Genomic DNA, 13,666 nt, shown 5'->3' on the forward strand with positions numbered 1-13,666 from the left:
GGAGCTTTGACTGGAATGTCACGTGCTGGAGGGTTGGGAACACGCTGTCTCCATGTCAATCCAGGACGGATGGATCGCCGTGCGCTTGGAGTCGGTGGGATTAACTTCTCAAGTCTCCATATTGAGGGGCAAAGCAATGAAGGCCGCAGGACTAACCTGGGCCTCCACCGGGAGAGAAGACTTTACTTGTTGACGATGACCTGTACCGTGTCACCAGGTACCGTCGTGACTATGCCTGTGTCCATGTCTTCGACCAACCAGATGACCTGGTACACGCCGGCTCCACCGAAGGAGACAGTGCTGGCAACGCTGCCCTGAGCGCTCGCCGTGAACGTCACGTTCTGCTGAACATTGTTTTTGTACAGCACCCCTGCCACACGGCTGATATTGGTCAGGCCGCTCAGCTTCCATGAGCCACTTTCGTAGTTCTGTTCGCCAGGAACGGTGTTGGGAGGAGTGGGCGCCAGGGTGGTCGATGTCGAGTAGGGCACCCTGTTGGCGGCCGTGAACAGCCGGTCGACAAGTACCGGAATGCACTGGATATTGCGATTTCCTTCGGTGTCGATGGTCGTGACTCGCAGGTCGTACCGCTGGCCGGCAGTGTTGTCCGGCACTCGGGCTGAACCGTCGATGTCGAAATTGGGCACGACGACATCACCGAAGGTGATTGGTGGAGTGAAGCCGACATTCAGCATCAGCACGTCCACTGGGGTGGCCACCGGCACACTCTCCAGGCACTGTTGCGTGCCATTGAGCGCGAGCGGTTTCGTCGCATCGAAGGGTCCCGTCATCCGGGCCTCGACCACCGAGACGCCGGTATTGTCGCTCACGCTGACCAGAACGCCGGAGCTGCTGTCGAGTCTGGCAGGGGCCAACTTGCCCGTGATGGCCGGGAAGCGGATCGTAGCCGCTGGCGGCAGGACGCTCGTCTGGTTGCTGGTGAACTTGCTGGTGGCGGTGATGATCTGAGTCGTGGGGGACGCGCCGGTCACGTTCGCCTGGGCCGTCGCCTTGAGCGTGTAGGTGTCGGCCGGGAAGGAAGCCATATCGAATTCGGTGTTGCAGGTAGACGTCGCTCCATCAACACTGGCGACACACTTCATGGCCTTGGGGCCAGTGGATACGTTCCCAAATCGCTGTTCGACGACTCTGCCACGGTAATCCAGCAGATCGACCACCAGGGTGTTCGGATCGAAGGTGAACGAGGTGTCACCGTTCTTCGTCAGCGTCAGGCGCACAGGAACTGAAGGGGTCATGACTGTCGAGCCGTCGGCCGGGGCGGCCACCGCCAGGATCGGGTTGAGGATGTTCTGCACGTTGACAGTGGCCGACGTGATCCCGCGCAGGCCGCTCTTGGTGTAGGCGATCAGCTCCAGCTTCATCGGGCCGTTCGCGAACTTGGTGGTGTCGATGCTGAAGGTGGCCTGGGACTGAGGCGTCACGAAGGTCGTGTTGTCGATGAATCCCTTGGCGTCGGTGACCTGCAGGATCATCCGGTCAACCGTACTCAGGGTGTCGAAGTTGCCGGACACGTTGACGCTCATGTTGCCGGTATGGGGATCGCCACCCACCACGCTCAACACGGGGTTGGGGGACGCTTCGGCGGGCACGGTCGTCACGCTGTAGGTGAAGGTGGTGGGCGGCGTGGTGCTCGTATTCCCGGCCGCGTCCGTGGCTTTGAAGATGACCTCGTAGGCGCCCGCCTGCGAGGGCGAGAACACGGCGTTGTACGCGCTGCCCGTCTGCTTCCCAAGGGTCGTCGGGGCCTGTCCCTGCAATCCCACGAGCGCTTCCATGCTGGAGACGCCGGCGAGGCCGTCCGTCGCTGTGGCGCTGATCTTGATGGGCAGGGTGCCCACGGACTGAGCGTTGGTCGGGCTGGTGACCGTGATCTCCGGCCCTGCAACGTCGTAGGTCACGGAGGTCTTGGCGCTGCTGGCGTTGCCGACCTTGTCGGTCGCCGTGGCCGTGATGGTGTACACACCGTCAGCAGAGGGAGTCCAGGGCGAGGTCACGGCCGCGCCGTTCACGCTGTACGTCACGGCCTGGAGTCCGGCACCCGTGTCGTTGGCGGCCGAATCGAGCACAAAGGGCTTCGACGACAGACTTCCACTGATGGGCGAGTTCCAGCCCAGGGCCGGCGCGGTCTTGTCGACGAACGTATCCAGCTTGCTGCTGTCGAACACGGCTCCGGCCTTGTCGAACCAGCGGATGCTGACCTGGTGGAGCCCCTCGCTCAAGGTGCTGAAGTCGACCGTGAAGCTGGAGGGGGCAGCGTTGCTCGCCGCGCTGGGGGTGCCCTGCGGCGTGCCGTCCACGATCAGCTGGGCGCCCGTGATCCCCCCGGTGCTGGTGGCGCTGCCGCTGACGCTACCCAGGCCCTGCACGAACGTGGGGTTGCTGCCGCTGGTGGTGCCGGCCACCGTGGGTGCCGTGGGCGTAATGACGCTGCTGCTGGTCAGATTGACATTCAGGGCGACGGAGTAGGGCGTGCTCGGGTTGTTCGCCTTGTCGTAAGCAATGGCGGTCACGGTCTGGGCACCGTTCGGAGCCACCCAGGAAAGGGTGCCCTGCGCGCCCGAAACGGTACCGATATTGCTGCCTCCAGCGCTCAGTTCGATACGGTCGACGCCCTGATTGTCGGTCGCGCTGACCGCGATGCTCACCGGATTGCTGGTGACCGTGGCGTTGGTGGCCGGGCTGGTGATCTGCACCAGGGGGGCCTGACCGTCATACGTGACCGTGCTGCTGGCGGTGCCGATATTGCCGGCTCCATCGGTGGCCCGAACCGTAAAGGTGTGAGGGCCGTCGGTGGCTGGAATGGTGGGGGCGGTGGCGCTGAAGCTCCCTCCGTCCATGCTGTAGCTCAGGTTCACGGTATCGCCGGGGGTCGGGTCGCTGCCGGTGGCCTTGACCGTCAGCGGGCTGGTGGTGCCCAGGAGAGCGCCGTTGGCCGGAGACGTGACGGTCACGCTGGGCGCGGCGTTGTTCACGCTGAGATCGGCATTCCTGCTGCCCGTGCGGCCCACGTTGTCGGTCGCCACGGCGCGCAGGGTGCGGACGCCGTCGGTCAGCTTGGTGGTGTCCACGCTGAAGGTGTACGCCCCACCCGCCGGCGCGGTCTGCACGCCCAGGCTGGTGCTGCCGTCGAACAGTTCGACCTTGGCGAGACCACTGCTGGGGCTGGGATCGCTGGCGGTCACATTCACCGACACCACGCCGCGCTGCATCCCGCCCGGCACGGTCAGGGCGTCGACCGTCGGGGAGGCGCTGTCGGTGCTGCTCAGGCGCACCACGATGCCACTCACCGTGCTCACCGTGCGGCGGCCGGTCTTGTCGATGGCCGTGGCGCGCAAGGTGTAGGTGCCGTTCATGGGCGCCCACACGACGTCTCCGGTGGCCTGGCTGATGACGCCCACGGACGCGTAGGCGGTCGCGTCGGTCTTGGCCTCCAGCAGGATGCTGGCCACGCCGCTCACGGCGTCGGTGGCGGTCAGGCTGACCTTGATGGGGTTCTGGGTGAACTCCTGCCCCTGTTGCGGCGCCGTGATCTGGACGGTCGGGTCACTGTTGTCGATGGTGACCGTCCGGGTCGTGCTGAAAGTCTTCCCCGCGTCCACGATGCTGGCGGTGATGGTCTGCAGGCTGCCGTCGACGCAGTTGGTGGAGGCTGTCCAGGTGCTGGCGTTCACGCTGCCGCAGGTGACGGTGTACTTCACGCTGCTGGAAAGGTCCTGATCGTTACGCGTGGCCGTGACCCGCAGCGGGACGTCTGCACCGCCGCTGATGAAGGTACCCGCCGGGCTGAGCCAGGTGAAGGCGGGCGGGGTGACCGTGCCTGGGCCTGTGCCCCCGTCCGTGGCCGAGCCCATGAAGTTGATCGAGAAGGTGCCCGAGGTGGTATAGCCCACCGAGTCCGTGGCCCGCGCCGAGAAGGTCACGACGCCGGCGACGCGCGCCTTGTTGTCGGAGGTTTTGCTCAGGTCGACGTTCAGGACGCCGTTCGTGCTGCTGCCCAGGCTCCGGGTTCCCTCGAACACGCTGATGGTCACGGGCCCCTGGGTGGAGTCCTTGTCGCCCCGCAGGTCGCTGGCGACCACGCTCAGATTGGCGGCGTCCGTCACGGACAGGGTCTGGCTGCTGCCGGCGGTGATGGCGGCGCCATTGAGCAGCAGACCGTCCAGGGTCGGGGCGGCGGCGTCGACCAGGAACGGAGCGTCCACGGTCGAGCTGACGCCTGCGTTGTCGGTCACCGTCACGCTGACCTTGTGGGCCCCGCCGCTCAGGGTCGGCAGCGTCAGGCTGATGCTGCCAGAGGGCACGAGGTTGGCCGGGGCGCCCCCGTCAATGGCGTAGGTGACCTTGGTCACGCTACCGTCGGCGTCGGCGGTACGGACGTTCAGCGTGCTGCCGCTGGCCACGTAGGTGCCGGGGAGCATCTGTTTGTTGTCCGACCCGTAGACCATAGCCTCCGGCGGCTTGTTGGCGCCCGTTGCTGGGGGGGTGTTGCCACCGCAGGCCGTCAGGGTCGCGGTCAGGAGCCAGAGAATCTGAGATCTGAACTTGGGGCTGGACTTCATTCTTCGCTCCGGGTGTCGCTGATTCGGTAGACAGGAATGGGGGCGCGTTTGACCTGAATGGTCTGGTTCCGCTGCAGGTCATCCACGAGGTGGAAGGTCACGTTCATGCTGAGATTGGCCGGGCAGGGGCCCGCGATGCAGTCCCCCGTGGCCACCTCGCCGATCCGGGGAGTCAGGAGCTGGACAGCGCTGGCATTGTTGGCGCCAGGGAAGATCTGCTGGCGGGAATACTGGATACGCTGGGCGAACACGCACGACTCCGGGTCGGCCGAAGCGTTCGGCACTCCCTTCTCGTCCGCGCAGGCGAAGCCCTGCAGCAGGCGGGCGCCGATGCTCTGGGTGTACTGACCGCTGACGTCGCCGTAGCGGTTGCCGCTTTCGTCCAGAATGGTGACGTCGGCACTCACCAGCCGCGCCCCGACGCTGCCGGCCGCGGTCGCGAAGCTCAGATTGGGCTGCACCAGCTGAAACACGGAGTCAATGGACTTCAGTTCTCCGGTCGTTTTCGAATAGATGCGCTTGATCGTCACATCGATGCGCGCGCCCGAAATGATCCCCTGACTGGTGAACGCCAGGGGACTTGGAGTGCCGTTACACGCGCTTAATACCAATAACGTAGGAGGAAGTGAGAGCTGCAGCAGACGTCTTATCTTCATTCAGTGTCCTCCGTCATGGGGGCGTCTTTCAGGTGAGGGTTCAGGATGTAGAAGGCGAGGCGCTTCATTCCAGCGAGAAAATCGACGTTCTCGATGATTACACCACGCCATTCATCACTAATTTCTTGCTGAACCGTGGCCTCGACGGGAGGCTGAATGACCACCGGAGCAAAATTAAGGATGCCCCGGACACCTGCGTCCACCAGCATCTGTGCGGCGTCCTGGGCACGGTCCGGAGGCACGGCCAGAAAGCCCATGTCCACCCGGTTGTGGCTGGTGAAGGCTCGGAGGTCGTCCATGTGCTGCACGGTCAGGTTGCGAACCTGGCGCCCCACGATGGCCGGACTCACATCGAACAGCCCGACGTACTGGAACTGGTAGTCGCTGGCGCCGGGGTAGTTGGCGATGGCCTGACCCAGCCGGCCCATGCCCACGATCACCACGTTCCAGGTCTGGTTGAGTCCCAGCACCCGCACCAGCTCGCGCTTCAGGATGGGAACCGTATAGCCCATGCCCCGCGTGCCGAACCGGCCGAAATAGGCCAGATCCTTGCGTACCTGAAACGCGCTGACGCCCGCCCGCTCGGCGAGGTCGCTGGAGCTGGTGCGGCTGATGTCCTGGGCTTCGAGCTGTTCGAGGATACGCAGGTAGGTGACGAGGCGGCTGATCGCGGCGGTGGGAATCTCCGCCATCACTGCACCCGGAAGTGATCCAGGCCGTTGCTGCTCAGGCGCTGCTCGGTGCGGGTCAGGGCGTCGCCGGTGAAGGGGCCGACCAGCACGCTGACCTTGCGGCCCTCCGGAGCATTCACGGTGGGGGAGTAGCCGAGGTCACGGAGCTGCCCCACCAGGCGCTGGGCGCTCTCGACGCGGTCGAAGGCGCCGACCTGCAGGTAGGTGGGGCCACTGGGGGCAGACGAGGTGGAGCCCGTGCTGGACGAGGCCGCACCGGACGTGGTGCCACTGCTCAGGCTGCGGTTGCGGGGCGGGTAGAGCAGGGCGCCGGGATAGGCGCGCTGGATGTCGGCCAGGGCCTGCCGCGCGCTGGCCTCGTCGGCAAAGGGGCCGACCTGCGCGACCACCTGGCTGCCCAGGTCGATCGGGTAGACGGTGTAGCCCAGGCCGCTGACGCCGGCGGTGCGGGCGCGCGCCGTCTGCTCGCTGGTGAAGGTGCCCAGGGTGATGCGGTAGTCGCTCCGCAGGGGCGTGCGCCGCTCGCTGGTGGCGACGGCCCCACCGCTGCGGGGAGGGGCGGTGGTGGCCGCGTTCTCGTCGGGCGCGGCGGGCTGGGCGCTGGTCTCTGGAGCGGTGCCCGGCTCCTGGGTGGGGGTCGCCGTGTCGGGCGTGGAGCTGCTCTGGGTCGGGCTGCTCTGGGGCGCCTGGGTGATCTCGGGCGCCGCGGCGATGGTGGGGGGCTCAGCCGCATCGGGGGCCGCTGAGCCATCGGTGGTGGGAGCAGTCTCGGCAGGAGTCGTCTCCGTCGCCGCGTCCGGAGTGGGGGTGCCCGTGACGTCGGGAGCAGGGGTGACGGCGGTGGCAGGTGGGGCGGTCTCAGCCGTGGATGTGCCGGGCGCCGCCGGAATGGTGGCGGGAGTGTTGCCGGGCTCGGTCGGGGCCGCGCTGGTGGTCGCCACCGGACGGCCCTCGGGCCTGAACAGCAGGAGCCCGAAGCCGACGAGCAGCAGCGCCACCAGCAGGCCGATCAGCAGATCGGGCCAGCGGCGTGCGGAACTGGCGGGGCGGCTCATTTCATGGCTCCTTTGGCCTTGGCGCTGCCCAGGGTGGCGGCCGTCTTCAGCGAGACCTTCGCGTCGCCCTCACGGAGTTGTGCGCGCTGGGCGAGTCCGAGCATGAACCAGGCCTCGGCATTCCTGGGGGCGTCGGTGACCAGCCCCCGCAGCACGGCCTCGGCCTCGGCGTAGCGGGCACTGGCCAGCAGGGCAGAGGCCAGGTTCATGCGGGTGGTGGGCGCCGGGTTGAGCTTCACGCTTTCGGCCAGCGCACTGGCGGCGCCGCCGTAGTCCTTGCGGGCGTAGGCGCTGAGGCCCAGCCACAGGGCGGTGTCGGCGCTGGGGCTGCGGGCCTGGCTGGCCTTCAGGGCCGCGACGGCCTGGGCGTAGTTCTGCTGCCGGTAGGCCGCGACGCCCTGGATGAACTGGGCGCGCGCCTGGGTGGCCCCATCGGGCTGGAGCTTGAGCACCAGCGCGGCGTCCAGGGCCGCCTCGTCCGTCTGGTTCAGCGTGAGCCTCACGCCGGCCAGCCCGACCCTGTACGCGGCACTCTTAGGCGACAGCTTGACCGCGTTCTGGTAGGCGCCGAGGGCTCCCGGACGGTCGTTGCGGAGCACCCGGAGTTCACCCAGTCGGGCAAACGCTGCGGCGTTCCGGCCGTCCTCGCGGGTGGCGTTCTGGGCCGAGAGCACGGCGCCGTAGCTGTCGCCACCGGCTGCCAGAATGGTGGCCTTGCGCAGCAGCAGTTCGGAACGGTCGGCGCCAGTCTTCACGCGTGCCAGAGCGGCGTTCACTTCCCGCAGGGCGCGCTCGGGCAGACCCTGGGCCACGTAGATGTCGGCGAGCAGCAGGGCGCCGTCCAGCCGGGCGGGATCGCTCCTCAGCAGGGCGTACACACCGGGCAGCGCCGCCGCGCCCTGGCCGGCCAGGGTGCGGGCCTGGGCCAGCCGGTACTGGGCGTCCAGATCCTTGGGGTCGAGCGCGGTGATCTGCGCCAGGGTCGCGCCCAGCGCCGTAAAGTCGGCCTTGCGGGTCTGCTCGGCGGCCAGCGCCTCGAGCACCTGCCGCTGGGCAGCGGGCGGGGCCTTCCCGGCCATCAGCGTCTGCGCCTGGGTGTAGAGCTTCAGGGCCTCGTCGTGGTTGCCGGCGCGCGTGGCGATGACCCCCAGGTTGTAGGGGCCCTCGTAGCGGTCGGGGGCCAGGGCCACGAACTGACCCAGCTCGAAGGCCGCGCCCTTGTCGTCCTTCTGGGCCAGCAGGGCCAGGGCCAGCCCGAAATGCGGCTCGGGGTTGGTGTAGTTGGCCGCGACCAGCAGTTCGAATTCCCGGCGGGCCTTGGCGTAGTTGCCGGCCCGGAAGGCGCCCTGAGCCCCCTGCAACTGTGCCTGCTGCCCCGCCGTGAGGGGCGTGACCGGGATGGCCGGCGCCGTGGGAGCCGCGCCCGCGGCCGAGGGGTCGGCCGGTGTGGCGGCGGGCGTGGGCAGGGTCGGCACCTTGAGGGGAGAGCTGCCCGTCGATTGCAGGGTGTTCTGGATACTGGTGGTCGTGGCGACCTCCACCAGAGTCTGGCCGGAGGCAGAGGTGGCGAGGCCCAGCATCAGGCCGATCAATACGGAGCGAGTATGTTGCGTCACCTGAAAGCCTCCTGGGGTGCGGAAACGCGTATAGCGTAGCATTGCCCTCTTTCTGAACCCTTACTCATTTGTCACGGGAACCGATCTGGCGCGGCTTTTTCAGCTGGGTGCGGCTCGCTCAGGCCGAACCGCTGACCGCGCCGGGCCGCTTGAGGGCCAGCTGTCCGCAGGCCGCGCCGGCGTCCTTGCCGCGCGAGCGGCGCACGCTGACATCCACCCCGCGTTCCTCCAGCGCGTCGTAGAAGGCCTGGATCTGGGTTTCACTGCTGGACTCGAAGCCCGAGCCCTCCCAGGGATTCATGGGGATCAGGTTGACGTGGCTGACCAGCCCGCGCAGCAGCCCGGCCAGCAGTTCGGCCTGCCAGAGGTGGTCGTTGACGCCCTGCAGCATGGCGTACTCGAAGGTCACGCGCCGCCCGGTGGCCGCCTGGTATTCGCGGGCGCTGTCCATGATCTCGGCGATCGAGTTGCGGTGCCCGGTGGGGATGATCCGGTTGCGCGTCTCCTCGTCGGGGGCGTGCAGGCTGATGGCGAGCTTGATGCCCAGGTCGTCCTCGGCGGCCAGCTGGCGGATGCCTCTGGGGAGGCCCACGGTGGACAGCGTCACGCGGCGTTTGCTCATGCCCAGGGCCTGCGGGTGCAGCAGGATGCGCGCGGCCTGCATGGTGTTCGCGTAGTTCAGCAGCGGCTCGCCCATGCCCATGAACACCAGATTCCGCAGCTCGCGCGGCTCCAGGCCCTCGCCGCCCGCGACCGCGAGCACCTGCCCCACGATCTCGCCGGGGGTCAGGTTGCGCCCGAAGCCCATCGCTCCGGTGGCGCAGAAGGCGCACTTGGCGGGGCAACCCACCATGGTGGACACGCAGATGGTCTTGCGGTCGAGGTAGGGCATGTACACGGCCTCCATCTGCCGGCCGTCCAACAGGGTAAAGAGGTACTTGACCGAGCCGTCGGTGCTGCGGACCGTCTCGATCTCGCGGTAGGGGTTGAGGTGGTACTGCGTCGCCAGTTCGGTGCGCAGGTCGGTGGGCAGGTTGGTCATGGCGGCGAAACTGCCCGCGCCCTGGCCGAAGACCCAGTCCAGCACCTGCCGGCGGCGGAAGCCCTCCAGCGGGTACAGGTCGGGGTGCAGGTCGAGAAGAAGCTCCATACGCGCAGTCTAAAGGTCGCCGCCCCCCGGTTCCGTGACCGGGAGCTGCGCGCCGGACGGCTGGGGCTGCGCCGATCCGCCGACCCAGACCTCGACCCCTCCTGGCAGCGTGGCGAACTGTACGCTCAGGCGGGCGGGCTGGCCGGGCATCCGCTGGGCGGCGCGCAGCAGGTTGGTGTCGGCGGGCAGGCGACCCAGGTGGCCGAGTACGCCGATCAGGCAGGCGCCCATGTTGGAACTGGCGGCGTCCTCCACAAAGCCCTTGAGCGGCCCGAAGGCCCGGAAGCTGACGTCCTCCCGCGCGGGGCCGCCCATGCAGAACACGACCAGCCCGGTGGTGCCCGTGGCGCGGCTCACCGCCGAGATAGCGTCTGCATCTGCCGAAAAGGTCTCCAGCGCGGTCAGGTCAGCGACCTCGACCACCAGATTGGGCCGCTGGGTCTGGGCCGACCAAATCCGCGCCGCGCTCAGCCCGAGAGGGGAGAGGTCGCCCTCCACCTCCTGTACCCGCACCTCGCCCTGGCGCAGCAGCCATTCGCCGCCGCAGAGCTGGGCCGGCAGGGTCTCGCCGCCCATCGTCACGTCCACCACGTCGAACAGGGGGCTTCGGGCGTGCAGGAAGGTCAGGGCCGCCAGCGCCGCAGAGTCGGACGAGCCCTTTTCCTTCTCCAGAGTGAAGACACGCAGATGAACGGCTGTGGTGTCGGCCTGCTCTATGAACACGCTGAGGGGTGCGCCCGCCGTAAGCGCACGGGCCTGGAGGTCGCCGGAAGCGCCTCGGAAGAGGGCGACGAGCTTGCCGCTGGCACCGGGCGAGGGTGCGAGGACACGGTAGAGGACGGGCTCGGCGGACATCGGCTTATTTCAGCACGTCGGCGAAGGGTCGCTCCATCTTTGCTTTGAAAGCTTCGATGCTGACGCGCTCCGACTCGGACAATCCGTTTTCTGAGAGCGCTTGATCCACAACCGTTTTTATTCTGGAGAGCAGGTCGGGTGAATTGCGCCAGAAAGAAGCGTTCTGATGCAGCACGCTACTGAGGAGGTCACCGGGATAGCCGTCACCGTCCAGCAGCGGCTCCTGCTCCAGGAGTGGCAGGGCAAGAGGCACCAGGGTTTCAGGATAAAACTGCTGATACAGCATGACCCTCAGGTCGCCCGGCTCAAATTGCCGCAGAGGTTTGACCAGCAGGCGCTCACAGCGGTCTATCAGGCCAGAACCAAACGTCGATGGCTGGCCGTCTGGCCCGACACTGAACGGTTGACGAAGTTGATAGAGCTGAGCGAGTGAACTCGCGGTGTCTATAGGCTTGCGTTTCTTCTGCCCACTCGCTTTCGGCTTACGCACTGACCCACTCCCGCAAGACCTGCTCCAGATGCGCGTCGTCCAGCTCGTCCTGCTCGGCCAGGGCCTTGATGTGGTCGGTCACGCGCCGCAGGGCGTCCTCGCCGTAATGCAGGCCCAGCTCGCGGGCCTTGTAGGCGATGGCGTGCTTGCCCGTGACCTTGCTGGCCGCCTGGATGCGCCGGCCCACCCCGAAGGCGCCGGGCGGAATGGCCTCGTAGGCGCCGGGATTCAGGTAGATGGCCTTCAGGTGCATCCCCGCCTTGTGGTTGTAGGCGAATTCGCCGGTCAGGTAGTTGTTCCAGGGAATCGGCAGCCCCACCATGCGGGCGATCATGGCGTCCAGCTCCGGCAGCCGCTCCAGGTCGTACTTGTCGACCAGTCCCTGGGGGTCGAAGGTGAACATGCGGGCCAGGAAGCCGCCCAGCGGCGTGATCCCGTTGCGCTCCCCGATGCCCAGGATGGTCGTGTCGATGTGCGTGGCGCCGGCCTCGATGGCCTCGTAGGCGTTGGAGACCGCGCAGCCGGTGTCGTTGTGCCCGTGGAACTCGATGCCGCACTCTGCGTGAATGACCTTGCGAACCTCGCGCACGAGCGTATAGACCTGCCTCGGCGTGGCGACCCCCACGGTGTCCGCCAGCCCGACCCGGTGGACGCCCAGATCGGAGACCGCCCGGTACACCGCCATCAGGTCAGCCTCCTCGGAGCGGAAGGTGTCCTCGGCGGAGAAGCGGATCTGCAGATCCGGATGGTGGGTCTTGATCCAGCTGATCACCTTCTGGGCCGAGTCGATGATGCCGGCGATGTCCTTGCCGTGCGAGAACTCGCGCAGGAAGGAACTCGTGCCGAACAGCAGATCCAGGCCATGGACGCCGGTGTCCACCGCCCGCTGCACGTCGTCCATATGACAGCGCACGTGGGTCAGGAACTTGGCCTTCAGGCCCAGCGAGGTCAGCTTGATGATGTCGGCGCGCGTCTGCGGGCTCACCATCGGCGTGGTGACCTCGATGAACTCTGCCCCGAAGGCGTCCAGCGCCCGAGCGATCTCGATCTTGTCGCCGGTCTTGAAATTCCCCCGCGCGAACTGCTCGCCTTCCCGCAGCGTGGAATCGATGATCGCCCAGGAGCGTGCGGGGATCAGGGGAACGTAGTTGACGGCGGCCTCGGGGAGTGGTGGGGTCATGACTTACCTCTGTGGCGGGTAGTCTTCCAAACTGCTTAATGAATGTCAAGAAAAGTGTTAGATCAATTTACAATTGAAAAGCCTATAGTCCTGCTTTTTGTCGGCAGATTGTTGGGGCCGACTGCCAGTGTGCCCTGGACGGAGGGCGCCTGTAGGTCGGCTGGGTGTCCGCACTGTTGACGATGCCTGTCCCACCTCGCCTCTGTAACGCCCGATGTTGGCTATTGAATCCCAGTCGAACCGACGCGGCTCACGGCAGCGCGAATCGGCCGACGCCCATTTCCTGCCCTGAACGACCCGAACCTCCTGCATCACCTTCCCGCCCCGCTCAGACCGGGTGCAGCCCCGCGAACTCCAGCCCCGTCGTCTCCGGCCAGCCCTGCGCGATGTTCAGGCTCTGGATGGCGTGCCCGGCGGTGCCCTTGACGAGATTGTCGATGGCGCTCATCAGCACCACGCGCCCGGTGTCCTGATCCATCTCGAAGCCGATGTCGCAGTAGTTGGTGCCGTCGAGCAGCATCGGGTCGGGGTAGCGGTGGAGCCCCCGCGCGACCTTCACGATGCGGATGAAGGGCTCGGTGCCGTAGACCTCGCGGTAGGCCGTCCAGACGTCGCGGTCGCTCCAGCCGTCGGGCACCCAGGCCTGGATGGTGGTCAGGATGCCGCGCACGCGGGGGGTGGAGATGGCGGTCAGGTGGATCGGGAAATTGCCCGGCAGTTCCTGCACGGCTTCGGCGGTGTGCCGGTGCCCGACCGGCTTGTACACCCGCAGGCTACCCGCCCGCTCGGGGTGATGCGAGGAGTCGCTCGCGCTGGCCCCGGCCGCCGACGACCCGACCAGCCCCGTGGCGATCACATCCTTCGGCAGCAGCACACCCAGCTTGAGCAGCGGATACAGGGCCAGAATCACCGAGGTGGCGAAACAGCCCGCGCAGGCGATGCGGGTCGCGCCGACCAGCTCGTCGCGATGCAGTTCGGGATTGCCGTACACCCACTCGCCCAGCTTTTCCGGCGCCGGGTGATCCTCGCCGTACACCCGGCGGTAGACCTCGGGGTCTTTCAGGCGGAAGTCGGCCGACAGGTCGATCAGAATCCGGCCCTTCGCCTCGAACTCCGCGATCCTTTTGGCAGCGGAGTTGTGGGGCAGCGCCAGCACGATCACGTCGGCCTCGTCCAGCTCGGCGGCCTTCCTGAACTTCAGGGTGGTGCGGCCGCGCAGGTTGGGGTGGATCAGGCTCACGGGGGTGCCGGCGGAGCGCTCGCTGGTCACCTGGGTCACGTCCAGGTTCGGGTGGTTCAGGGCCAGACGCAGGAATTCCCCGCCCGCGTAGCCGCTGCCGCCCACGATGGCGACGCTGAGTGTCTCGGATGCAGTCATGACGGGCAGCATAG

At 67.1% G+C, this 13,666-nt stretch carries 10 protein-coding genes; all 10 read right to left on the reverse strand.

The genetic code is table 11. The features are described from left to right. Positions 1–182 precede the first annotated feature (182 nt). The 10 genes from CVO96_RS14405 to argC all read right to left on the reverse strand — a co-directional run bounded on the left by CVO96_RS14405 (position 183) and on the right by argC (position 13,652). Positions 183–4,580 carry a beta strand repeat-containing protein gene (locus CVO96_RS14405; protein WP_103312821.1) on the reverse strand — a complete coding sequence of 1,466 codons (4,398 nt, stop codon included), beginning with the start codon at positions 4,578–4,580 and terminating at the stop codon, positions 183–185. Then, a complete protein-coding gene (locus tag CVO96_RS14410; RefSeq protein ID WP_133161802.1) occupies positions 4,577–5,236 on the reverse strand; it encodes a hypothetical protein in 660 nt (219 codons plus the stop codon). The genes CVO96_RS14405 and CVO96_RS14410 overlap by 4 nt, the downstream gene beginning before the upstream one ends. Continuing rightward, complete coding sequence (locus CVO96_RS14415) at positions 5,233–5,928, reverse strand: redox-sensing transcriptional repressor Rex (RefSeq protein WP_103312823.1); 696 nt, start codon at positions 5,926–5,928, stop codon at positions 5,233–5,235. Before CVO96_RS14415 ends, CVO96_RS14410 begins: the two co-directional genes overlap by 4 nt. Then, positions 5,928–6,983: an SPOR domain-containing protein gene (locus CVO96_RS14420; protein ID WP_103312824.1), complete on the reverse strand. Its 1,056-nt coding sequence runs from the start codon at positions 6,981–6,983 to the stop codon at positions 5,928–5,930. Before CVO96_RS14420 ends, CVO96_RS14415 begins: the two co-directional genes overlap by 1 nt. Next, complete coding sequence (locus tag CVO96_RS14425) at positions 6,980–8,599, reverse strand: tetratricopeptide repeat protein (protein WP_243398379.1); 1,620 nt, start codon at positions 8,597–8,599, stop codon at positions 6,980–6,982. Before CVO96_RS14425 ends, CVO96_RS14420 begins: the two co-directional genes overlap by 4 nt. Before the next feature lie 118 nt (positions 8,600–8,717). After that, positions 8,718–9,749 carry a dual-specificity RNA methyltransferase RlmN gene (gene rlmN / locus CVO96_RS14430; protein ID WP_103312826.1) on the reverse strand — a complete coding sequence of 344 codons (1,032 nt, stop codon included), beginning with the start codon at positions 9,747–9,749 and terminating at the stop codon, positions 8,718–8,720. Positions 9,750–9,758: 9 nt separating this feature from the next. After that, on the reverse strand, positions 9,759–10,604 hold the full coding sequence (locus CVO96_RS14435; protein ID WP_103312827.1) for a PhzF family phenazine biosynthesis protein: 846 nt from the start codon (positions 10,602–10,604) through the stop codon (positions 9,759–9,761). 4 nt (positions 10,605–10,608) lie between these two features. Continuing rightward, positions 10,609–11,094: a contact-dependent growth inhibition system immunity protein gene (locus tag CVO96_RS20785; RefSeq protein ID WP_133161803.1), complete on the reverse strand. Its 486-nt coding sequence runs from the start codon at positions 11,092–11,094 to the stop codon at positions 10,609–10,611. Then, a complete protein-coding gene (lysS, locus tag CVO96_RS14445) occupies positions 11,087–12,274 on the reverse strand; it encodes a homocitrate synthase (RefSeq protein ID WP_103312829.1) in 1,188 nt (395 codons plus the stop codon). Before lysS ends, CVO96_RS20785 begins: the two co-directional genes overlap by 8 nt. 328 nt (positions 12,275–12,602) lie before the next feature. Continuing rightward, positions 12,603–13,652, reverse strand: coding sequence for an N-acetyl-gamma-glutamyl-phosphate reductase (argC, locus tag CVO96_RS14450; protein ID WP_103313520.1), 1,050 nt, complete (start codon positions 13,650–13,652; stop codon positions 12,603–12,605). Between the last annotated feature and the right edge of the window lie 14 nt (positions 13,653–13,666).

The sequence above is a fragment of the Deinococcus koreensis genome (genome assembly GCF_002901445.1).
Classification (GTDB): domain Bacteria; phylum Deinococcota; class Deinococci; order Deinococcales; family Deinococcaceae; genus Deinococcus; species Deinococcus koreensis.

Bases quoted from the DNA above. Each gene is read 5' to 3' on its own strand.
- CVO96_RS14420 (WP_103312824.1), bottom strand. From the start codon at position 6,983: ATGAGCCGCCCCGCCAGTTCCGCACGCCGCTGGCCCGATCTGCTGATC.
- rlmN (WP_103312826.1), bottom strand. From the start codon at position 9,749: ATGGAGCTTCTTCTCGACCTGCACCCCGACCTGTACCCGCTGGAGGGC.
- lysS (WP_103312829.1), bottom strand. From the start codon at position 12,274: ATGACCCCACCACTCCCCGAGGCCGCCGTCAACTACGTTCCCCTGATC.
- CVO96_RS14435 (WP_103312827.1), bottom strand. From the start codon at position 10,604: ATGTCCGCCGAGCCCGTCCTCTACCGTGTCCTCGCACCCTCGCCCGGT.
- CVO96_RS14405 (WP_103312821.1), bottom strand. From the start codon at position 4,580: ATGAAGTCCAGCCCCAAGTTCAGATCTCAGATTCTCTGGCTCCTGACC.
- CVO96_RS14415 (WP_103312823.1), bottom strand. From the start codon at position 5,928: ATGGCGGAGATTCCCACCGCCGCGATCAGCCGCCTCGTCACCTACCTG.
- CVO96_RS14410 (WP_133161802.1), bottom strand. From the start codon at position 5,236: ATGAAGATAAGACGTCTGCTGCAGCTCTCACTTCCTCCTACGTTATTG.
- argC (WP_103313520.1), bottom strand. From the start codon at position 13,652: ATGACTGCATCCGAGACACTCAGCGTCGCCATCGTGGGCGGCAGCGGC.